Genomic DNA, 20,941 nt, shown 5'->3' with positions numbered 1-20,941 from the left:
TCCCCGGAGATACCATGGCCCTGCCAATGAATGCCCAAGTGAACCCGAGCGACGTGCACGCGCAGGCTCGTTTCAACATGATCGAACAGCAAGTACGCCCCTGGAACGTGCTGGACGAGGCTGTGCTGGAGTTGATGGGCAAGATCCACCGCGAAGACTTTGTTCCGCCCGAGTACGCCAATCTGGCCTATATGGACATTGAAGTGCCTCTCAAGAGCAACGCTGAAGAATGCGCTGCCAAGGGCTGGCACATGCTGGCCCCCAAAATCGAGGCCCGCATGCTGCAGGACGTCAAGATCCAGCCAACGGATCGCGTGCTTGAAATCGGCACCGGCTCTGGCTACATGGCGGCCCTGCTGGCCGCCCAGGCCCAGGAAGTCGTGACGCTGGAAATCGACCCCGAGCTGGCTGAAATGGCCCGCGAAAACCTGCTGAGCGCTGGCGTCAAGAACGTGGAAGTCAAGCTGGCTGACGGTGCAACCAACTCTCTGGCCCAAGGCATGTTTGACGTCATCATGCTCAGCGGCTCGGTCGCGCAGGTGCCAGAAGCCCTCTTCGCCCAGCTCAACGCAGGTGGCCGAATTGCCGCCATCGTCGGCCACATGCCCGTGATGCGCTTCACGCTGGTGACCAAGAACGGTGACAACTACGAAGTCAAACAGCCCTGGGATACCGCTGCATCGCGCCTGGTGAGCTTTGAAGAGCCTTCGCGCTTTTCGTTCTAAAACGCTCATGGCGTACGCCCTTCCCGATCTCTTTCGGGCAGGGCCTGTATTCAGATCAAGGCTGAGCATCACAGAAAGCGCTCAGCCAGCAGGAGTTTTTGTATGTTGACTCAGGTTTTGCCCGCACAGTTTCAGCAATGGCTGGCGACTCATGCCGAAAACGGCGTCAAGCCCGTGGTGCTGGATGTTCGCGAGCCCTGGGAAATTTCTCTGTCCAGCATCCAGCCCGGCACGGGCTTTGAGCTGGTGTGCATTCCCATGCACGAAATTCCCGGCCGACTGCAGGAGCTGAACCCCGACCACCCCATCGCCTGCCTGTGCCACCACGGTGCCCGCAGCATGAGCGTGGCTGCTTTTCTGGTCAACAACGGCTTCGATGATGTCTACAACATCACCGGCGGCATTGATGCCTGGTCGCTCAACGCCGACCCCAGCGTTCCCCGCTATTGATGCCGTGAGCTGAAGCCGCACCGGCCCTCAGCTCCAGCCCTGGTGAGTTCCGTTTTTTGATAGAGACCGTCCCAACCCTGACATCTATGACCAAGCTGCTCCGGCCCCTGCAAGCCCCCTCCGCCCACGCACTGCGTGCTATTTCTTTGGGAGTTTTGCTGGGATGGATCGGCGCACAGGCTCAGGCGCAGACTCTGTCAGAGCTGGTGATGCAAGCCCGGGGCTATGACGCATCATGGCAAGCTCAGCAAGCTGATGCACGCGCAGCCGCTAGCCGTGCCGACCAGGCCTTGTCTGGCCTCTTGCCCAGCGTGGGACTTTCTGCTGGCGTGAACCGCACGCATACCGAGATCAACCTGCCGCAGGTCAGCACCAGCGTCAACAACTCGGTGCAGAACCTGCAGCTCAGCGCTCAGCAGCCGCTTTACCGCCCGGCCAACAAGATCGCCTACGAGCAAGGCCAGCGCGGTATGGATGTGGCTCAGGCCCAGATCGACAGCGCTTCGCAAAACCTGATCGTGCGCGTGGCGCAGGCCTACTTCGACGTACTGGCTGCGCAGGACAACGTACAGGTGGCCCAGTCCCAAAAGCAGGCCATCAACACCCAGCTGGAAATGGCCCAGCGCAATTTCGAGGTCGGTACCGCCACCATCACCGATTCGCGCGAAGCACAGGCACGCTTTGATCTGGTCACGGCGCAGGAGATCGCCGCGCAGAATGACCTGCAGGTCAAGCGCGTGGTGCTGGACCAGTTGATAGGCCGCATTGGCACCAGCCCCACCCGCCTTGCCGCGCCACTGACGCTGCCAAAGGTAACACCCGACAATATGCAAAGCTGGGTCGATACCGCCTTGGCCAGCCAACCCCAGCTGCGCCAGGCCCAGCTGGCTCTGGACATTGCCCAGCTCGATACGAAAAAAGCCGAAACCGGCCACAAGCCAACCGTAGACCTGCAGGCCGGCTATGCCGTCAATCGCTACCCCAATGGCTTTATGACCCCCAGCCTACCCGCAGGCACACGCACCAACGCCGCCCAGATCGGCGTGGTGATGAACATGCCGCTGTTTGCAGGCTTTGCCGTACAAAACCGCATCAAGGAAACCCTGGCGCTGGAAGACAAGGCCCGCGCCCAGCTGGATGATGCGCGCCGCAATGTGGAGCAAGGCACACGCACGGCATTCCTTGGCGTGCAATCGGGTCAGGCACAGGTCAAGGCGCTGGAAGCAGCTCTGGCCTCTAGCCAGAGCGCACTCGAAGCCAACCGCATGGGCTATGACGTCGGCGTGCGCATCAATATCGACGTACTCAACGCCCAGAGTCAGGTCTATCAGACCGAGCGCGATCTGGCCACGGCCCGCTATCAGGTGCTGCTGGGTCAGTTGAAGCTGCGGCAGGCTGCAGGCGTGCTGACGGACGATGACCTGCGCATGATTGATGCGCTGACGCGAGTGCCTGACATTGCGCCCACTGCCGCCAAGCCTGTGGCTGCTGCAGCGCCTAAGACTCAAGCGAAAAGCATCGCAAAAACGGCCAAGCGCTAAATCGATTCAGCACTCCATACAAACAGGGGCTTGAAGTCATATTGACATCAAGCCCTTTATACATATGCGCTAGAGGCTCCTTATTTAGGAGCATTCATCAGATCGATAACCGCCCGTGCCGTGGCCGCAGCTGCTCCGCGATTGCGTTGCATCATCTGCTTGCCGTTTTGTCTGGCGGCAGTCAGATGCTCAGGATCAGCCACCAAGGCCAGCGCCTCACTCAAAGCGCTGCTCATATTGGCCACACGCAATGCAGCGCCTGCTTGAACTGCTTCTTCAGAGGCCTGGCTGAAGTTGAAGGTATGCGGCCCCACAAGCACCGGGCAACCACAGGCAAGGGCCTCAATCAGATTTTGCCCACCCAGCGGCGCAAAGCTGCCGCCCATGAGCGCGGCCGATGACAGGCCGTAATACAGCGTCATCTCGCCCAGCGAATCGCCCAGCCAGATAGCGCCATCAGACACAGGCGGCAATTCTTGCCACTGACTGCGACGTGACACGGCAAAGCCTTTTTCGCTCAGCAACTGCGCGACCTCATCAAAGCGCTGCGGATGGCGCGGCACGATCAGCCACTGCACGGCCTCCGCCTTATCCCCCAGCGCCTTAAGCGCATCTATGAACAGGACTTCTTCACCCTCTCGGCTGCTGGCGAACAGCAGCACGGGCTTTGGCAATGCCGCACGCCATTGCGCGGCGCGGGCCATTTGCACGGCATCGGGTTGCACATCAAATTTGAGATTACCCAGTACCGCGTTCACCTGCGCCCCCACATTGCGCAGACGCCGTGCATCATCTTCGGTTTGCGCCCAGACTGCGGCCAGCGCGCCGTAGGTGGGGCGCGAGATGGGCTTCATCTTCAAAGCCCCGGCCTCAGACTTTGCATTGAGCCGCGCATTGGCCAGTGCCAGGGGAATACCTGCATTGGCGCAAGCTGCAATGAGGTTGGGCCAGATTTCAGTTTCCATCAGCACGCCGACAGCAGGCCTGAACTGCTCGATAAAACGGCTCGTAGCGCTCAGGGTATCCCAAGGCAGCCACACCTGTACATCGCCTACACGCAGCAGCTTTTGGCCTTCGGCACGACCTGTGGCCGTGCTCTGGGTCAGCAGCAGACGCATCTCCGGCAGCTGCTCACGCAAGGCGTTGACCAGAATCCCGGCAGCCCGCGCTTCCCCCAGAGAAACCGCATGAATCCACACCCACTGACCGCGCCCATCTTGCCCCAGCGTCGGAGGCTGATAGTGGCCAAAGCGCTCAGGCATGGCTTCGGCATAACCCGGTTCAACCACCGCACGGCGGCGCAGCTTGCGCCGCAGCAAAGGCTGGGCGGCCCAGGCCAGTGCGCTGAACAGCGCACGGGCAAGCGTCATCGGAGCCGGTTTGGCCATGTTTGGGGACAGCAGGCTCAATCAGTGAGCCGCGCTACCCACTTCAGCGTCTGGCTTGACACGCTTGAGCAGGGCCAGCATCTTCGCTTCGATGCGGTGCAACGCTTCTTGCGTCTGGCCTTCAAAGCGCAACACCAGCACGGGCGTAGTGTTGCTCGCACGAATCAGGCCAAAGCCGTCTGCCCAATCCACGCGCAGGCCATCAATGGTGCTGACCTGTGCGGGGGCTTCAAATTCCGTCGCCGCCAATGCCTGCAACTCTGCTGCCAGACGGTGGGGTTCGCCTTCGGCGCAGGCGACGTTCAGCTCGGGTGTGGAGAAGCTGGTGGGCAAAGCGTTCAGCAAGGCGCTGGGGTCGGTTTCGCGGCTGACAATTTCCAGCAAACGAGCACCTGCGTAGGTGCCGTCGTCAAAACCGAACCAACGCTCCTTGAAGAAGATATGGCCACTCATCTCTCCACCCAGTGGCGCGCCCAGCTCCTTCATGCGCGCCTTGACCAGCGAGTGACCGGTCTTGAACATCACGGGTTTGCCGCCAGCGGCTTCAATTTCAGGGGCCAGACGCTGGGTGCACTTGACGTCAAAGACGATGGAGCCGCCGGGCACGCGCGAGAGCACGTCTTTGGCGAACAGCATCATCTGGCGGTCAGGGTAAATGTTCTGGCCATCCTTGGTCACAATGCCCAGACGGTCACCGTCGCCATCAAAGGCCAGACCCAGCTCAGCATCGGTGGTCTGCAAGGCATTGATCACATCGCGCAGGTTCTCGGGCTTGCTGGGGTCGGGGTGGTGGTTGGGGAAGTTGCCATCCACCTCAGAGAACAGCTCGACGACCTCGCAGCCCAGTTGGCGGAAGATTTCGGGAGCCGAAGCACCAGCCACGCCGTTGCCGCAGTCCACCACGATCTTCATGGGGCGGGCCAGCTTCACGTCGCCCACGATACGCGCCGTGTAGTCAGCCAGCACATTGGCCTGAGTGATCTGGCCTGCACCAGTAATCGTCCAGTCTTCAGCTTCCATGCGCACGCGCAGCGCCTGAATTTCGTCGCCATAGATGGCACGGCCGCCCAGAACCATCTTGAAGCCGTTGTAATCCTTGGGGTTGTGGCTACCTGTCACCTGAATGCCGCTGGTGCACAAGGTCGCGGCTGCGTAGTACAGCATGGGGGTGGTGGCCAGACCAATATTGATCACGTTCACGCCCACATCGGTCAGGCCTTGCATCAGGGCCGCCGACAGCGATGGGCCAGACAAACGACCGTCGCGGCCCACGGCCACCGTTTTTTCACCTGCGACCAGCGCAGCCATACCGAACGCACGGCCAATGCCGCGCGCGACTTCTTCAGTCAGCGTGGACGGCACGATGCCGCGAATGTCATAAGCCTTGAAGATGGAAGATGCAACTTGCACGATAGGACTTTCTTGAAGTTTTCTAATTCCATAGCGCCCAGCACAAGTCTGTACGGCGTAACCCGTCGATTTTAGGCCGCAAACAACAAGGCCCGAGCGTGATGGCATCGGGCCTGTTGCTAAAGGTCTCTTCCGAGTCGCTTCGCGCCTTCCCCTGGAAAGGGAGCGTGGCCTTTGTTGGCCGACCCTTTCTTTGGGGCTTCAGAGGAGCGCAGAAGTTACAGGCGTTGTTGCACCTGCGACAGAACTGCCGGGTCTTCCATGGTGCTCAGATCGCCAGGATCGCGCCCTTCCGCCACGGCCTGAAGAGCGCGGCGCAGCAGTTTGCCGCTGCGGGTCTTGGGTAGTGCCGTCACAAAAATCACGCGTGATGGGCGGGCCACGGCACCCAATCGTGAGTCGACCAGCTTCATCACATCGGCTTCCATCGCCTTGCTGCTTGCTTCATCAGCCACCACGCTGGCATCCCGCACTACACAAAAGGCCAGAGCAGCCTGCCCCTTGAGGGTATCGGCCACGCCCACCACAGCCACTTCTGCAACCTGGGCGTGGGCAGAAATGCTTTCCTCAATTTCACGCGTTCCCAGTCTGTGGCCGGCCACGTTGATCACATCGTCGGTTCGCCCCAGGATGAAGTAGTAACCCTCTTCATCGCGAATGCCCCAGTCAAAGGTGTTGTAGATCTGCCGGCCCGGAATGCTGCTCCAGTAGGTACTGACAAAACGTTTGTCATCGCGCCAGACGGTTTGCATGCAGCCGGGCGGCAGCGGGCCTTCAATGGCCAACACGCCTTTCTGGTTCGCGTCTGTCAACTCCTCACCCGTTGCGTCGTCAATCAGCTTGACGTTATAGCCATAGACGGCCTTGCCGGGGCTGCCAAAGCGCGTAGCTTGCTTTTCCACGCCATTGCACAGCGTCATGATGGGCCAGCCAGTTTCGGTCTGCCAATAGTTGTCGATGATGGGTTTTTTGATGGCCTCGCTGATCCATGTGGCCGTGGGTTCATCCAGCGGCTCGCCCGCCAGCCACAAGGCTTTCAAGCTAGAGATGTCATAGCGCGTCAGATATTCAGCGTCATGCTTTTTCAGCACCCGGATTGCCGTGGGTGCCGAGAACATGTGGGTGACTTTGTACTTCTCGACAATGCTCCACCAGATGCCTGCGTCCGGACGAATCGGCAGGCCCTCATATAGAACCGTCGCCATGCCCGCAATCAGCGGCGCATAAATGATGTAGCTGTGTCCTACCACCCAACCAATATCGCTGGTGCAGAAAAAGGTCTGACCCGCTTGACCATCAAAAATACTGGGCATGCTGGACGCCAGCGCCACGGTGTAGCCGCCCGTATCGCGCTGCACGCCTTTGGGTTTGCCGGTGGTGCCGCTGGTGTAGAGCGTGTAGCTGGGGTGAGTCGATTCGACCCAGATGCAATCGACCTTGGCATTCAGGTGCTGCGCACGCAAGGTGGTCCAGTCATGGTCGCGCCCGGCCTGCATGGGCATATCGGCCAGACCCCTATTAACCATCAGCACACCCGCGGGCTGGTGCGTGGATTGCTTGAGGGCCTCGTCCAGCAGCGGCTTGTAAGCCACCACTCGACCGCCACGCGAGCCGGCATCGGCACTGATGATGACCTTAGGCTCTGCATCATCAATGCGCGAAGCCAGCGCACCCGAGGCAAAGCCGCCAAACACCACGGAATGAATAGCCCCCAGGCGTACGCAGGCCAGCATGGCAAAGCAGGCCTCGGCAATCATGGGCATGTAAATCTGCACACGGTCGCCCTTTTGCACGCCCAGCGCCTGCAGCACTGCGGCCATGTGGTTGACCTCGGCATGCAATTCGCCGTAGCTGTAAACCTTTTCGGTATTTGTCTCGGTAGAAATCGCAATCAGCGCGTTCTGATCGGCACGTGCGGCCAGATGGCGGTCGATGGCGTTGTGGCAAAGGTTTGTCGTGCCACCCACAAACCATTTGGCAAACGGCGGATTGCTGTAGTCGCAGATCTGCTGCGGCTTTTGCTGCCAGTCGATCAGCTCTGCCTGCTCGGCCCAGAATAGGTCTCTGTTCTCAATGGAGCGACGATAGAAATCTTCGAAACGGGTACTCATGGATAGGTCTCCTTGGCTTTCCATCCATTGCAGAAAGCCTTCTGAATTCATAATTATTCATAACGCGCTTGCCTAAGACTGACAACCCATCACAAGCGCCACCCATCTCCATTGAACGTCTATCGCCTCAAAACCGCCAGCCGGTATTTCCTTTATTCCTGTCTCATCCAGTCTGGCAACTCTTGGTGACATCAGCACCGCCCTTGAGTCGTCATTGTTTCAGCTTGACGCTGGCTTCGCTTGGACTGCCTATGCTTAGTGCCTCGCATCAGTCGCAAGTCTGCGATTGGCTGGGTGGTGTTAACGCCTCTTGGCGTAATCCGCCCAGAAACGACAAAGCGCCCTGAAGGCGCTTTTTTATTTTGATAGCTAGAGCCGCTTATTTGACAAGGGCCAGCATATCCTTGAAGGCTGGATCTTCACAGGTACGCAACCACTCAAACAGCACCATCTCAGTCGTCACCAGCTCCGCACCGGCACCGGCCAGGCGGTCAAACGCGGCATCGCGGTTGCGCTCGGTGCGCGAGCTGCTGGCATCGGTCACCACCCAGACGTCGAACTCTTCTTCCAGCAGCTCTAGTGCCGTCTGCAGCAGGCAGACATGGGTTTCACAGCCGGCAATCACCACCATATTGCGCTCAGGCGCTTGCTCCTGGGGCTTTTGCAGATGCTTGGGCAAGCTGCGCGCATTGCCGCCCTGTGGCTTTGCAGGGGGACGAAGCCATTCACCCAGACCTTCAGCCACCGCGCTGAAATACATCTTCTCAAGGGTCTTCTTGCACAACGACTTGAGTTCCGCATCATTGGCGCCCAGACGCGAAGGGTTTTGCTCTGTGCCCCAGACAGGCACATCCAGCAACTGGGCCATCTTGGCCAGCTTGACGGCATTGGACAGCACTTGCTGACCTTCATGAATGACGGGCATGAGCTTGTCCTGGTAGTCCACCAGAACCAGTTGCGACTCGGAAGCTTCTAACAACATGGCAAATCTTTCTCAAAAATAATATGGCTGCCGCACGGCAATGCGCCTGGACACAGGCTGCGGTAGCGTGGAGCAGAGAGCAGGCACTTTCAGCACACCCGCCACCTGCCAGCAATGAATGCCGCTATTGTCGCCGCAAGCCGCCGCCAAGGCGCTGAAACAGGCATTACAGTGAAGATTTCAAGGCGCATCACGAAACCATCAACGCCTACTCCGCACTGACCAGAACAGGGAAAATACCAAGCCTATTTCGCTATAAATTTAAGAGCAAACTACGCAATAAGCTTATGCGTAAAGTTCATTTGCTGAGGGATATCAAAAACCAGATCAAAAACTTGGAATTAAAGTGCCTATCCTGTAAATGAACGTGTTACTCTCAGCCCCCATGTCCAGATGGCTTATTGCACTTCTTTTTGTCGGCGTTACCTCCGCGCATGCTGCGCCCAGTGAACAGCGTGACGACGACATGACCCAGTTGCTAGTCAACCGCGGTCTCATCACCCAGTTACGTGAAGCTCGCCACACCGTGGCCGAGAAGACGACTGACTTCGTGCGTGAAGCACGCCAGAACGTGGCCGAAAAAACCTCCGATTTGGTGGTGACGGCCATGGGCTTCCTTGGCGTGCCCTATCGCCTTGGCGGCACCAGCGCTGAAACCGGCTTCGATTGCAGCGGCTTTGTTCGCGCAATCTACTCCCAGACCATGGGCAAGATGCTGCCACGCGTCTCGGCTGAACAAGCCCACGCCACACAGCAAATTGACCGCAGCGACCTCAAGCCCGGTGACTTGGTGTTCTTCAACACCATGCGCCGCACGTTCAGCCATGTCGGCATTTATGTGGGTGATGGCAAATTCATCCACGCTCCGCGTACCGGTGCCAGCGTACGTGTGGAAAGCATGCAGACCTCTTACTGGGCACGCCGCTTTGATGGTGCCCGTCGGGTTGAAGGTGCCGACGCATCGGCCACCACGGCTGCGGCATACAGCGCCATGTCGCCCATTCAGCCCTGATTGATTAGCTCTGTTTTTCAGCGCTCTCTACACAAAACGCCTGCTCCTGCAGGCGTTTTTACTTTGTAACGCATCTTGTGCGCGCAGGCCTTGCACCAAAAATTTGTGAAAGAATCAATCCCGCGTAGACATTCAATGTGATCCGACAAGATCGCTGTGCGCAACCGCGTAGAGTGATTTCTTATTGAAATAATCCAAAGGAATCCAGCATGGAGATTATCGGCACCATCATCGTAGGTCTTATCGTGGGTCTGATCGCCCGGGCCATCAAGCCCGGCAATGACAGCATGGGCTGGATCATGACCATTTTGCTGGGTATCGTGGGCTCATTTGTGGCCACTTATCTGGGATCCGCCATGGGCTGGTACAAGGCGGGCGAAGCCGCTGGCTGGATTGCCTCGGTCATTGGCGCAGTGATTCTTTTGTTTATTTATGGCATGGTGCGCAGCAAGGCCCAATAATCACGTTGAAAAATCCAAGGGGGCTGACAAGCCCCTTTTTTCATTTCCATCATCTCTTTATCGATTATGTGGAAAAAAGATCCAAGCTTCAGAAATCTGTCTGCAACGAGAACCGCACGCAAGGATGTCGCACTGGCCGCAGACCGTGCACGCAAACTGCTGAGAAAACGCGCGCTCATCAGCGCTGCGGCCAGCAGCCTGCCTGTGCCCGGGCTGGACTGGGCGACCGATGCAGCTTTGCTCTCGCGCCTTTACCCGCGCATCAATGCAGAGTTTGGCCTGACCCCTGAACAACTGGACCAGCTCACCCCCGGCAAGCGCGAGCAGGTGCAAAAAGCGATTGCCATGGTTGGCTCCGTTTTGATCGGCAAGTTCATTACCCGCGACATGGTGCTGCGCCTGACCAAGGTCATTGGCCTGAGACTGAGCACCAAGCAAGCCGCCAAATATGTACCGCTGGTGGGCCAGCTCGCTGCAGCCTCCATTGGCTATGCCACGCTGCGCTATCTGGGCGAGCGGCATATTCAGGACTGCATTCGCGTGGTGGAGCAGGCTGAGCTGGATATACCCGAACGCTGGCTGGACACCAAAAACCTGCTGCAACGCAATAGTGATCTGGTTCGCAGCTGGCAGCAAAATGACAGAGGCCCCTGGCAACGCCAGTCCCGGGATTGAGAGTCTTCTGCTGTCTTTACCCGACAATATCTCCATGAACGACAGCAGCTCCCCCCCTCGCAGCCCGCGTTACTGGCTCATGAAAAACGAGCCTGACGAATACTCGATTGATCACGCTCTGGCTGCGCCCGCGCAGACCATTGCCTGGAATGGCGTGCGCAACTATCAGGCCCGCAACTTCATGCGCGACGATATGCAGGTGGGCGATGGCGTTCTGTACTGGCACTCGAGCTGCGCCGAGCCCGGCATCTATGGCATCGCCCGTATTGCGGGAAATCTGCGCGTGGATCCCTCGCAGTTTGACCCCGCCGACCCGTATTACGACCCCAAGTCCCCGCGAGACAAGCCGCGCTGGCTGATGCTGGATGTGCAAGCCCTGCGCAAAACCCGTCCTTTGTTGATTGCCGAGCTGCGCGAGCATCCTGAACTGGCCGAGATGCGCGTGCTGCAAAAAGGCAACCGCCTCTCCATCACACCCGTGAGCGAAGCAGAATGGCAGTGCATTCTCGGCCTGCTTGAGGGGCGCTGACCCATAGCAGCTTGCCGGACTCCATTCAAGCTCTTTAATTCATAGCAGATAGCGCTTATTTCGCCTTAACTTGAAGGCGATTTCACTGCATATTCACATCCTGCAATTCAAAGGCCGATAATGTCGCGTTTTTCGCGCGCTCGGTACTCGCAGAGTCTGGCTCGGCGCGAAAGCCAAGAACGGCGCCCCACTTCGGGGTGCGCCAAACCATAGACAACAATGTGATCGCCGCCCTGGTGCAGCGCTCATGCGCAGGCCGGGGTGGAAACAGCCCGGCACTCTTGTTCTTGAGAAGGAAGACTGCCTTGACTGATCGCCCGCCGTCAGCGCCCCGAACTTCGGCCCCGGCCTCATCCCATCCCCGTCTGCAAAAGACCCTGCTGCTCTGGCATGTGGTCATCATCGGCCTGGCCTATATCCAGCCCATGACGCTGCTGGACACCTTCGGCATGGTCTCGCGCGATTCGCTGCAGCATGTACCCGCCTCTTACTTTGTCGCCCTGCTGGCGGTGCTGCTCACCTCGCTGAGCTACGGACACATGATCCGGCGCTACCCCTCCTCGGGCTCGGCCTATACCTATGCGCAAAAGGCCATTCACCCCAATGTGGGCTTCATGGTGGGCTGGTCGTCGCTGCTGGACTATCTGCTCTCGCCCATGGTCAATATCCTGCTGGCCAAGATCTACCTGACGGCCATCTTCCCCGAGGTCAACCACTGGTTCTGGATTGTCGGCCTCACCGCCGTGATGGTGCTGGTCAACCTGCGTGGGATTCGCTTTGTGGCCCATTTCAACGGGCTGATCGTCTTCTTTCAGTTGCTCATCATCGCCATCTTCACCTTCATGGTCTGGCGCGATCTGCATGCCGGCCATAACGCACTGGGCGCGATTGCCGAGCATGGCGGCAACCGCTTGTGGAATCTGTCGCCGTTCTGGTCAGCCCAGGCCGAGGTTGGCGCGCTGATTACCGGGGCAACAATTCTGTGCTTTTCCTTCACCGGGTTTGACTCGCTGAGCTCGCTGGCCGAGGAAACGCGCGACACCGAAAATACGCTGCCCAAGGCGATTTTTCTGACGGCGCTGATCTCGGGCCTGATCTTTATTGCCGCCACCTACTTTCTGCAGCTGTACTTTCCGGGCGACCCCAAGCAGTACTTTGAAGCCGTGGATGAGACCCAACCTGAAATCCTCTTTCTGGTGGGCGGTGCGCTGTTCAAGTCGGTGGTATTGGCCTTTGCCATCATCACCGTCATGGCTTCGGGCATTGCAGCGCACGCTGGTGTTTCCCGCCTGATGTATGTGATGGGGCGTGATGGCGTGATTCACAAGCGTTTTTTCGGCCACATCAGCCCCAAGTCCTTCACGCCTTCCTACAACATTGTGCTGGTCGGTGCGGTGGCGCTGACGGCCGGCTTTCTGAATCTGGAATACGTGGTGGCGCTCATCAGCTTTGGCGCGCTCACGGCCTTCAGCTTTGTGAACCTGTCGGTACTGGCCGAATATGTCTGGCGCCAGCAGCGCTGGCACACCGTGGGTGATGTGCTGCGCTACATTGTCACGCCGGTGCTGGGCTTCATGAGCGTGGGTGCCATGTGGCTCAAGGTGGAGATGACTTCACTCACCTCGGGCCTGATCTGGGGCAGCATTGGCCTGCTGTATCTGGGCATCATCACCGGTGGCTTTCGCAGCGCTGCGCCGCAATACCGCGAGGATATTGAGTAAACAGACAAGCGGATCTTGAAAACCCGTCAGCCCAGATTGAATGGGGTGGTCATACCGCCTTGAAAGCACCGGAGTGGACATTCATTCACACCCGGCAGCTTTCAGGTAAAAACAGCCTCTAGTCCTTTTACAGAAAGCGCTATTAGCTACTTTTTCAGGAGTTATTGACGCCTGTAAACGCTGCGCCCTTCCTTGATGGTCTCCAGCACCTGCAAGGAGGCCAGCTGGTGCGGCGCAATGGTCAACGGGTTGTCTGAAAGAATCACCAGATCGGCCAGTTTGCCGACTTCGATGGAGCCCTTTCGGTCATCTTCAAAGTGCTGATAGGCCGACCAGATGGTCTGAGCCTTGAGCGCCACCCAGGGCGAGACTCGGTGCTCTGGCCCCAGCACCTGGCCCGTTCGCGTGGTGCGGTTGACCGTGGCATCGAGCACGCGCATGGATGAGGGCAGCGCCACGGGGGCATCGTGGTGAGAGGTGAACACCATGCCCTGCTCCAGCACCCAGCCTGTGGGCGAAATGTTCTGAGCGCGCGGATTGCCCAGCACCGAATCGCGGTGCCAGTCACCCCAGTAAAAGGTGTGCATGGGGAATAGCGAAGGGAAGATGCCCAGCTCCTTGAGCTGAGGAACCTGATCGCGGCGCAGCGTCTGCCCATGAATCAGCACCGGGCGCACGGCACGCGCTTTTTCGACCGGGCCGCTAGCCCGCACTGCAGCAATGAACTGGTCGATGGCTGCGTCTCCATTGCCATGCACCAGAATTTGCCAGCCGTTGTTGATGGCCTTGGCCACTTGTTCGTTGGCCTTGGCGTCACTCACCGCGCCATAGCCTCGATAGCCTTGCTTCTGCCCGTCGGGCGGCACCAGATAAGGCTCGGTCAGCCAGGCTGTCTTGCCCTGGGGCGAGCCATCCAGCGTGAGTTTGACGCCACCGATGCGAAAACGATTGGTATAGCTGCGACTGAAGTTCAGATTGTTCATGAGCGCGCTGTCGCCCAACTGCAGGATGTCGGGGTAAGACACCACATCAATCACCAGGCGGCGCGACTCGGCAGCGGCCATGGCCGTGGCGATGGAGCCTGCGTCTGAGCGCCCATCCTGGGCCGTGGTGTAACCAAACTCCAGGTAGAGCTTCTGGGCTTTTTCCAGCCAGTCCATGGACTGCTCCAGCGTGAGCTTGGGCATGATCTTGCCCAGCGTATGGAAGAAAGCGTTTTCCTCCAGCACGCCATTGGGCTGCTGGCTGCCCGCACGGCGGCGAATCACTCCGCCTTCAGGGTTGGACGTACCCGCCCCAATGCCAGCGCGGGCCAGAGCCGCAGAATTGAGCGCGCCAAAATGTCCGGACTGGTGAATCAGGGCAATCGGCAGATCGCGCGATACCGCATCCAGATCGTCTCTGGTGGGATGGCGTCTTTCTTTCAGTTGAGAGTCGTCATAGCCAAAACCCAGCACGATGCCCAGCTGTTTGACCTCGGGCGAGACCTTGATGTACTCGCGCAGCGTCTGCTGCAGATCGGCGATGGACGCATTGCCCGCATCAGGGGGAGGAAGCAGATTGGCCGCAATCGCCTGCAGCCCCACGCCGCCAATATGGCTGTGCGGATCCACAAACCCGGGAAGCAGCGTGCGCCCCTGCAAATCCACCATGCGCGTGACCGGGCCGCGCAGCGGCTCCAACTCTTGCAGAGCGCCGATGGCCGTGATCAGCCCAGCCGTGACGGCCACCGCCTCCACCTGAGGCTGGGCGTCATTCATGGTGAGAATCGGGCCGCCAAAGTAAATGGCATCGGCTGGCTTGACCGCCGCAGACTTGCGCGAAGCACAGCCCGTGAGCCACGGTGTTGATGACAATGCCGTCAGCGAAGCTGCGGTGGCGAGAAACTGGCGCTTTTGCATGATGAACCTCCACAAGACTTCAGCGTAACCTCAGCCGCCGCAGAAAGCATGCGCGCTTGTCTTGAAAAATTATCTGAGTCAGCGCAAAAATACCATCAAATCAGGCTAGTTCCCTTTTTTATCAACCACAGACAGCTACTAAATACAGAGCATCAACACCCGCGTCAACCTCAGGCTTTGAGGCGCCCCCAGCAGCGGTTCACGCCCAGCGCCAGCAACCAGCCCAGCACACACATGCTGCCCGTCACCAACCAGGTGAACTGCCACCCGCCCATCCGCATGGCGACGGCAGCCACCAGTGGCGGGCCGGCAAACTGGCCAACACAAGACCATTGCTGCATAAAGCCCACAGTGGTCGAAACCGTGGATGGGCTGGGGGCCAGATGCATGGCCGTGGTGAACAGGGTGGCCGGAATCAGCCCGCCCGTGGCCGAGAACAAAAACACCGCCACAAAGCGCAGCCACAACGGCGCAAGCGGCTCGCCGCCCACCTGTACATAGGCCAGCAGCGCACACAGTCCCATCAGCATAAAACCGGTTTGCAGACAGCGCGCGGGGCTCCAGCCGCGCTTTTGCAGCTTGCCAGAAGCCACATTGCCCAGCAAATTGGCCGCCGCCACCGCCGCCGTGAGCACGCCTGCCAGCTTGGCGCTGAGCCCCGCCTGCCCGTAAAGCGTGGGCAAAAAGCCAATCACACCCATCCACTGACCCGAATACAGCATGAAGCCCAGCGACACCAGCCATGGCCCGGGGCTGCGCAGCGTGAGTGCCAGGCGCGGCCGCCAGCCATCATTGCCAGGCGTTGTTGTTGCTACTAAAGCATGAGCTGCATCCGCAGGTACCATGCGCCATACCGCCAGAAAGGCCAGCATGGAGGTGCAACCCAGTGCAATCCACCAAATCTGCCAGCTGGTTGCCTGCAGCACCCAGGGGCCGAGAAACAGGCCAATGGCACTGCCAATAGGCATATAAGAGCCCCACCAACCCATGCGCGCGCCCAGCTCAGACGGTTGGACGCTGCGGCGAATCAGGCCAGGCGCGGGCATGGCGACCAGCAAAAAACCCATGCCTTCGAGCACACGCAGCGCCAGTAGCCAGACAAAGCCCGTGGCCGCTGCCCCCACTATGCTGGACAAGGCAATCAGCGCCAGCCCCGCCAGCATGCTGCGCCTCAGCCCCCATTTATCGGCCCCCAGCCCCACCACCAGCCCAAGCGCCATGCCTGCGACCTGCACGGTCGAGAGCAAAAAACCCGCCTGCACCAGCGAAATGCCCAGTTCTTGCTGCAGCACGGGCACGGCCGGCGGCAGCTTGCCCACATGCAGCGAAGCACTGACGCCTGCGGCAACGATAATCCATGAGGGGTTCAGGCCCCGCTTCGCCATTGTCTCGATAGTCTCCACCGTGTTGTCTCTTTTTCTCAGGTAGCTGATATGTCAACTATCTAGCATAGGGCATCGCAGGTACGGATTTGGACTATCCCTCTTTGTTTGATGCCTGTTTACGCTCTTCAAGGCGATCTAAAGAATATCCAGCGGTTGCTTGTGAAGCGGCGCGGGGGATGCTTTGTCAATCTGGTCCAGCGGTTGCTTGTGAAGCGGCGCGGGGGATGCTTTGTCAATCTGGGCCAGATCTTGCGCATCGAGTTTGAGCTGCAGCGCCCGGGCGTTGTCTCTCACATGCTCGCTAGAGCCGCTTTCGGGAATCGCGACCACATGACCGCTGCGCAAGGCCCAGGCCAGGGCCACCACACTGGCGTTGACGCCATGTCGCTCGCCAATCTCCGCCAGCAACGATTCACCGACCAGTTCGCCATGTCCCAGCGGGCAATAAGCCATGACGGTCACTCCATGCTGCACGCACCAGGGCAGCAAGTCATATTCAATGCCGCGGCTAAAGACGTTGTAGAGCACCTGGTTGACCACGCAATTGCGCCCTCCGGGCACCTCCCACAGTTCCTGCATATCGTCGGTATCGAAGTTAGAAACGCCCCAGTGCCGAATTTTGCCCTGCACCTTCAGCGCCTCCAGCGCGGCTACGGTCTCGGCAAGCGGAGTGTTCCCGCGCCAGTGCAGCAGGTATAGATCGATGCAGTCCACCCCCAACTTATAAGCGCTGGCTTCAAACGCTCGCATCACCCCATTGCGACTGGCATTCATGGGCAGCACCTTGCTGACCAGAAAAGGCTGCGGCTGACTCGCGGGCCAGTCGCGCAGCACATCACCAATCAGCTCTTCCGACAGGCCGTCGCCATACATCTCGGCCGTATCGATCAGCGTCAACCCCAGTTGCAGGCCGGTCAGCAAGGCCCGCTTTTCCTCATCCCAGCTACGGCGACCTTGACCCAGATGCCAGCTGCCCATACCCAGATGCGCGTGCGGGGCCAAAAAGGATGAAAAGTGGGGCATCTGGGTAGAGGTATCAGTCACAGCCATGAAAAATTCCTTGGAGATAAAGCAGTTTCCCCTGATGCTACAAGCGCCCGGCGCTATCAATCTCGCTGCTTTGGTCAGCTCAGTTTCCGCCCGCTTGGCGCTGCGGCGCATTGACATCAGTTTCAGAAACTGCTGTTTGCATGACGCTATCAACATCTGATAGAAATAATTTCCTCAATACATTCATAACACGGGAGTTCTTTGCATGATCAAAAACATTGCCGCCGCCCTGCTCGGCCTTTCACTGTCTCTGGGGGCTTGGTCCAAGACCGAATCTGCGCCAGAGCTGCCTGCTGAAATCAAGGCCTTGCACTGGCAAGAAAGCGGCAAAGGCGAAATCGCCGGTAAGGCCAGCGTTCAGATTCCATCGGGCTATGCCTTCCTGGGTCAGGCCGATACTTCCAAGCTGCTGCAAGCCTTTGGCAACCCGCCCAGCAGCGATCACTTCCTGATAGCACCCAAGTCGCTGGACTGGTTTGCCGTCTTCTCCTATGACGACACCGGCTATGTGAAGGACGACGAGAAAATCGATGCAGACGATTTGCTCAAGTCCATGAAGTCTGGCGACAAGGCCGGCAATGAGGAACGCAAGAAACTGGGTCTGGCCGCCCTCTACACCGACGGCTGGCAGGTGGCTCCCCACTACGACACGGCCACCAAGCGCCTGGAATGGGGTCTGCGTCTGCGCGATGAATCGGGCGAGAAAAATGTGAACTACACCTCGCGCATTCTGGGTCGTGGTGGCGTGATGACGGCCACTCTGGTGTCTGACACCGAGACCTTGAGCCAGAACACCGCAGCGTTTCAGAAAGTGCTGACCGGCTTCGACTACAACAGCGGCCAAACCTATACCGAGTTCAAAAATGGCGACAAGGTGGCGGCCATCGGCTTGGGCGCGCTGGTGCTCGGCGGGGCAGCAGCCGTCGCCACCAAAAAGGGCCTGTGGGGCATTATTGGCGGCTTTCTGGCAGCGACCTGGAAGTTCCTCATCGCTGGAGCTGTCGCACTGTTCGCCGGTGTTGGCAAGCTGTTTGGCCGCAAAAAATCTGCCGAATAAAAAAAGCCGGCTGATTCAGCGCCCTACCTCACAACCCCGCGTATCGCTAAGATCGCGGGGTTTGTTTTTAGAAAGCCACTGCGCCTTGTATTTCACGATCACCACGCAGATGCAGATTGTTCTGATCATCTGCCTGTTCTATCTGTACGACGCCGCCCTGCTGCTCAAGCCCGAAGAAGGCCTGCTGCGCAAAAGCCGCCGTGGCTGGCTGGCACAGCTGGCAAGCCGGGGCTTTGAATTGCGCCAGAACTGGCTGCTGTGGCCATCTATTTTTGCCATTCATCAGCCCGTGTACCGTCTGCGCTGGGATGCCACGCACATCACGCTGCCCGGCGATGCCATGCCTGCAACTGCGCTAGCCAAGCACGCCAGCAGCTTCAGGGCGTTCATACTGCCGCTCTACCTGCTTGGCGCTTTGCTGTTTTTGGCCCTGCCTGTCGCGCTGCTGGTGCTGCATTCAGAACTGGCCCAGCTCATCACACTGGCGCTGATCTATCTGTGCACGGCCTGCATCAGCGTGCTGACTTGGCGTCATGGCAAGCATGATCCCGGAAAACATTACCGTGACAGGGCCACCACACGCTCCATCGCGGTGCAGATTTTGCTGTGCCCGCCTTTTGCGCTGAATGTGGTGCGCAAGCTGTCTCTGGCCTATGGCGCTCAGCCTGATTTGCTGCAAACCACCCATGCGCTGATGGATACGCCCCACTGGTCTGAGTTTGCCCAGCTAGTACAAAGCGCCATGCAGCGCGAGATGCATGAGCTGGCAGATCTGCCCGAGTACGCCCAGCACCTTGAGCAAATGCAGCAAGCCCTGCGCGCTTTAAAGGCCAGTGCAGAGGCCAATCCAGAGACGGATGCACCTGTCGCTCACGCAATGACCCAACTGGACTGAGGCTGAACCGAAAAGACCTGTGCATGGCCCACAATCCATGGTTTCGACGAAAACTCACGCGAGCACACCATGGCCTTTGCCGACAACCTCAAGCAACTCCCCTCTATCGCTCATATTGCCGAGCTGCAACTGATCGACGCCGATGGCAATCTGTCCGCCAGCATTCCCAATGCGCCGGGCAAAACCGGTTCGGTCACCGTCTATAACGCGCTGTTTGCCCAACATGGCAGCATTAATGTCGCCGCAGCTGAAGAAGGTTTGCAGCTGTTTGCCGAGCACACCGAAGATGCCAAGGCCCGCCCCGGAGCACACCCCAATATCGACCGCCTGCTGGACGTGATTGCCAGCGGCAAGGGTTACACCGTCAAGGTCGTGCCGGCCTGATCGCCTGGCTTGTCACCAGAAGCATCTTCCGGGCCAGCCCATTGCACACAGTTGCGCCCGGATTTCTTACCCCGATACAGAGCGGCATCGGCCAGCGCCAGCTGATGATCAAACGCCTGCACCCCCATAAATGCCGCTGAAACACCCAGGGTGGCGGTGCAGCGAATCGGACCGTACATGCTGACGCCGGGGATTTCGATCTGCGCAATCGCAGCACGTATGCGCTCGGCCAGCCCCATGGCTTCCGCCGCCTCCAGCCCCAGGCTGACAATCAAGAATTCCTCGCCGCCCAGCCTGCATTTCAGATCGTTCTTGCGGGTGCTTTTCTGAATCGCCTCGGCCACATGGCACAGCACCATGTCGCCAAACTTGTGGCCGTAGTTGTCGTTGATGCGCTTGAAATGGTCAATGTCCACGATCAAGATATGGGCGGGCGCGGCATTTCTGGCGGCAAAGTGCTGCTCCAGCCTATTGAGCAGACCACGGCGATTGAGCAGCTGTGTCAGCGGATCATGCGCGGCCATGGCGCTGAGTTCATCCGTCAGACGGCGTAGAACCAGCCAGACGGCGGCTGGCGGAATGACAGTCCCCAGAAAAGACATATAAAGGTAGAACAGCGTCTGAAAGCGGCTGTTCATGTTCAGCGCCTCCAGGCCGCCCTGCAAGATGAATGCGAGCTTCACGGCGTTCAGCACGCCAATACCCGCAATCAACAGGGCCAGCACGATCGTCTCTACCGGCATGTCTTTGGCAAAGCTGCGTATGCCGCTGATCAACGCACTGGCCATGCCCAGAAACAGCAAGGCACAAGATGCAGCCAGCAGGGTCTGGCGCGCTTCCGGGCCCAGCGTCCATTGCACCAGCGCCTGAACGCTGGTATAGATCACCGCCACCGCCAGCAGTGGCCGCAGCACCGGCACCGGGCGATTGAAAAAATGCAGTGCCCCCAGCAGGTAGGTGACGGGCGCGCACAGCGTCAGTGTGTGATTAAGCGCACTGATCAGGCTCCACCCCGGCTGGCCGCCCAACAATTGCATGATGTAGGCGCAGCCCAGCAGAAGATTGCCCAGCGCAAAGACTTCCATGCCCATTTTTTTGCCATGCAGCCGACGGCTGATCAGCATGAACATGACGCAAAAACACAGCAGATGCACGCAGAGCATGCCAAGAATGACGGTAGCAACCATGAATTCGTTCATCTCGAATAATGGCAGGCACTGCTTGTGAGATGCGATGAGACAAACAAGACCTGAAGTAGAAAAGC

The 20,941-nt window shown here is 58.9% G+C and carries 19 protein-coding genes; 11 read left to right on the top strand and 8 right to left on the bottom strand.

All coding sequences use genetic code 11. The features are described from left to right. Nucleotides 1-14: 14 nt before the first annotated feature. The 3 genes from HF327_RS04940 (at nucleotide 15) to HF327_RS04930 (ending at nucleotide 2,716) form a co-directional block, all read left to right on the top strand. Nucleotides 15-725, top strand: coding sequence for a protein-L-isoaspartate O-methyltransferase family protein (locus HF327_RS04940; protein WP_169107180.1), 711 nt, complete (start codon nucleotides 15-17; stop codon nucleotides 723-725). A 102-nt stretch (nucleotides 726-827) separates the two neighbouring features. Further along, entirely contained in the window at nucleotides 828-1,175 is a 348-nt protein-coding gene (locus HF327_RS04935; protein ID WP_169107179.1) for a rhodanese-like domain-containing protein, read from the top strand. Between the two features lie 86 nt (nucleotides 1,176-1,261). After that, nucleotides 1,262-2,716, top strand: a complete 1,455-nt coding sequence (locus HF327_RS04930; RefSeq protein WP_169107178.1) for a TolC family outer membrane protein — start codon at nucleotides 1,262-1,264, stop codon at nucleotides 2,714-2,716. Between the two features lie 80 nt (nucleotides 2,717-2,796). Here HF327_RS04930 and HF327_RS04925 read toward each other — a convergent pair whose 3' ends face one another. The 4 genes from HF327_RS04925 to HF327_RS04910 all read right to left on the bottom strand — a co-directional run bounded on the left by HF327_RS04925 (nucleotide 2,797) and on the right by HF327_RS04910 (nucleotide 8,607). Further along, complete coding sequence (locus HF327_RS04925; protein WP_169107177.1) at nucleotides 2,797-4,104, bottom strand: 3-deoxy-D-manno-octulosonic acid transferase; 1,308 nt, start codon at nucleotides 4,102-4,104, stop codon at nucleotides 2,797-2,799. 21 nt (nucleotides 4,105-4,125) lie between these two features. After that, nucleotides 4,126-5,514, bottom strand: a complete 1,389-nt coding sequence (locus HF327_RS04920; RefSeq protein WP_169107176.1) for a phosphomannomutase/phosphoglucomutase — start codon at nucleotides 5,512-5,514, stop codon at nucleotides 4,126-4,128. 218 nt (nucleotides 5,515-5,732) lie between these two features. Next, nucleotides 5,733-7,625: a propionate--CoA ligase gene (locus HF327_RS04915; RefSeq protein ID WP_169107175.1), complete on the bottom strand. Its 1,893-nt coding sequence runs from the start codon at nucleotides 7,623-7,625 to the stop codon at nucleotides 5,733-5,735. Nucleotides 7,626-8,004: 379 nt separating this feature from the next. Then, a complete protein-coding gene (locus HF327_RS04910) occupies nucleotides 8,005-8,607 on the bottom strand; it encodes an isochorismatase family protein (RefSeq protein WP_169107174.1) in 603 nt (200 codons plus the stop codon). 385 nt (nucleotides 8,608-8,992) lie between these two features. On the opposite strand from HF327_RS04910, the gene HF327_RS04905 reads away from it, so the two are divergent. The 5 genes from HF327_RS04905 to HF327_RS04885 all read left to right on the top strand — a co-directional run bounded on the left by HF327_RS04905 (nucleotide 8,993) and on the right by HF327_RS04885 (nucleotide 13,005). After that, nucleotides 8,993-9,619, top strand: a complete 627-nt coding sequence (locus HF327_RS04905; protein ID WP_169107173.1) for a C40 family peptidase — start codon at nucleotides 8,993-8,995, stop codon at nucleotides 9,617-9,619. 209 nt (nucleotides 9,620-9,828) lie between these two features. Continuing rightward, nucleotides 9,829-10,080 (top strand): GlsB/YeaQ/YmgE family stress response membrane protein, encoded by a 252-nt coding sequence (locus HF327_RS04900; protein WP_169107172.1) that lies wholly within the window; start codon nucleotides 9,829-9,831, stop codon nucleotides 10,078-10,080. 66 nt (nucleotides 10,081-10,146) lie between these two features. After that, the gene (locus HF327_RS04895; protein ID WP_169107171.1) at nucleotides 10,147-10,755 is read left to right on the top strand and encodes a hypothetical protein; all 609 of its coding nucleotides are present in this window, start codon (nucleotides 10,147-10,149) and stop codon (nucleotides 10,753-10,755) included. Nucleotides 10,756-10,789: 34 nt separating this feature from the next. Continuing rightward, nucleotides 10,790-11,284, top strand: a complete 495-nt coding sequence (locus HF327_RS04890; RefSeq protein ID WP_169107170.1) for an EVE domain-containing protein — start codon at nucleotides 10,790-10,792, stop codon at nucleotides 11,282-11,284. A gap of 305 nt (nucleotides 11,285-11,589) precedes the next feature. Further along, nucleotides 11,590-13,005, top strand: coding sequence for an APC family permease (locus HF327_RS04885; RefSeq protein ID WP_169107169.1), 1,416 nt, complete (start codon nucleotides 11,590-11,592; stop codon nucleotides 13,003-13,005). A 161-nt stretch (nucleotides 13,006-13,166) separates the two neighbouring features. On the opposite strand, the gene HF327_RS04880 is transcribed toward HF327_RS04885, so the two are convergent. The 3 genes from HF327_RS04880 to HF327_RS04870 all read right to left on the bottom strand — a co-directional run bounded on the left by HF327_RS04880 (nucleotide 13,167) and on the right by HF327_RS04870 (nucleotide 17,314). Beyond that, entirely contained in the window at nucleotides 13,167-14,906 is a 1,740-nt protein-coding gene (locus HF327_RS04880) for an amidohydrolase (RefSeq protein ID WP_169107168.1), read from the bottom strand. Between the two features lie 170 nt (nucleotides 14,907-15,076). Continuing rightward, a complete protein-coding gene (locus tag HF327_RS04875) occupies nucleotides 15,077-16,291 on the bottom strand; it encodes an MFS transporter (protein ID WP_206764339.1) in 1,215 nt (404 codons plus the stop codon). 135 nt (nucleotides 16,292-16,426) lie between these two features. After that, entirely contained in the window at nucleotides 16,427-17,314 is an 888-nt protein-coding gene (locus HF327_RS04870) for an aldo/keto reductase (RefSeq protein WP_236024058.1), read from the bottom strand. Between the two features lie 232 nt (nucleotides 17,315-17,546). Between HF327_RS04870 and HF327_RS04865 the strand changes: the two genes are divergently transcribed. The 3 genes from HF327_RS04865 (at nucleotide 17,547) to HF327_RS04855 (ending at nucleotide 19,677) form a co-directional block, all read left to right on the top strand. Next, on the top strand, nucleotides 17,547-18,398 hold the full coding sequence (locus HF327_RS04865; RefSeq protein ID WP_169107166.1) for a DUF2167 domain-containing protein: 852 nt from the start codon (nucleotides 17,547-17,549) through the stop codon (nucleotides 18,396-18,398). A gap of 85 nt (nucleotides 18,399-18,483) precedes the next feature. Then, nucleotides 18,484-19,293, top strand: coding sequence for a hypothetical protein (locus HF327_RS04860; RefSeq protein WP_169107279.1), 810 nt, complete (start codon nucleotides 18,484-18,486; stop codon nucleotides 19,291-19,293). 69 nt (nucleotides 19,294-19,362) lie between these two features. Then, nucleotides 19,363-19,677, top strand: coding sequence for a DUF2322 family protein (locus tag HF327_RS04855; protein ID WP_169107165.1), 315 nt, complete (start codon nucleotides 19,363-19,365; stop codon nucleotides 19,675-19,677). Here HF327_RS04855 and HF327_RS04850 read toward each other — a convergent pair. Then, nucleotides 19,650-20,864 carry a GGDEF domain-containing protein gene (locus HF327_RS04850; protein WP_169107164.1) on the bottom strand — a complete coding sequence of 405 codons (1,215 nt, stop codon included), beginning with the start codon at nucleotides 20,862-20,864 and terminating at the stop codon, nucleotides 19,650-19,652. The genes HF327_RS04855 and HF327_RS04850 overlap by 28 nt on opposite strands. Nucleotides 20,865-20,941 lie beyond the last annotated feature (77 nt).

The organism is Comamonas suwonensis, assembly GCF_012844455.2.
Taxonomy (GTDB): Bacteria; Pseudomonadota; Gammaproteobacteria; order Burkholderiales; family Burkholderiaceae_C; genus Comamonas; species Comamonas suwonensis.
This window is presented reverse-complemented; position numbering and strand designations above follow the sequence as displayed.

Bases quoted from the DNA above. Each gene is read 5' to 3' on its own strand.
- HF327_RS04940 (WP_169107180.1), top strand. From the start codon at position 15: ATGGCCCTGCCAATGAATGCCCAAGTGAACCCGAGCGACGTGCACGCG.
- HF327_RS04935 (WP_169107179.1), top strand. From the start codon at position 828: ATGTTGACTCAGGTTTTGCCCGCACAGTTTCAGCAATGGCTGGCGACT.
- HF327_RS04930 (WP_169107178.1), top strand. From the start codon at position 1,262: ATGACCAAGCTGCTCCGGCCCCTGCAAGCCCCCTCCGCCCACGCACTG.
- HF327_RS04925 (WP_169107177.1), bottom strand. From the start codon at position 4,104: ATGGCCAAACCGGCTCCGATGACGCTTGCCCGTGCGCTGTTCAGCGCA.
- HF327_RS04915 (WP_169107175.1), bottom strand. From the start codon at position 7,625: ATGAGTACCCGTTTCGAAGATTTCTATCGTCGCTCCATTGAGAACAGA.
- HF327_RS04910 (WP_169107174.1), bottom strand. From the start codon at position 8,607: ATGTTGTTAGAAGCTTCCGAGTCGCAACTGGTTCTGGTGGACTACCAG.
- HF327_RS04905 (WP_169107173.1), top strand. From the start codon at position 8,993: ATGTCCAGATGGCTTATTGCACTTCTTTTTGTCGGCGTTACCTCCGCG.
- HF327_RS04900 (WP_169107172.1), top strand. From the start codon at position 9,829: ATGGAGATTATCGGCACCATCATCGTAGGTCTTATCGTGGGTCTGATC.
- HF327_RS04895 (WP_169107171.1), top strand. From the start codon at position 10,147: ATGTGGAAAAAAGATCCAAGCTTCAGAAATCTGTCTGCAACGAGAACC.
- HF327_RS04890 (WP_169107170.1), top strand. From the start codon at position 10,790: ATGAACGACAGCAGCTCCCCCCCTCGCAGCCCGCGTTACTGGCTCATG.
- HF327_RS04880 (WP_169107168.1), bottom strand. From the start codon at position 14,906: ATGCAAAAGCGCCAGTTTCTCGCCACCGCAGCTTCGCTGACGGCATTG.
- HF327_RS04875 (WP_206764339.1), bottom strand. From the start codon at position 16,291: ATGGCGAAGCGGGGCCTGAACCCCTCATGGATTATCGTTGCCGCAGGC.
- HF327_RS04870 (WP_236024058.1), bottom strand. From the start codon at position 17,314: ATGCCCCACTTTTCATCCTTTTTGGCCCCGCACGCGCATCTGGGTATG.
- HF327_RS04865 (WP_169107166.1), top strand. From the start codon at position 17,547: ATGATCAAAAACATTGCCGCCGCCCTGCTCGGCCTTTCACTGTCTCTG.
- HF327_RS04855 (WP_169107165.1), top strand. From the start codon at position 19,363: ATGGCCTTTGCCGACAACCTCAAGCAACTCCCCTCTATCGCTCATATT.
- HF327_RS04850 (WP_169107164.1), bottom strand. From the start codon at position 20,864: ATGGTTGCTACCGTCATTCTTGGCATGCTCTGCGTGCATCTGCTGTGT.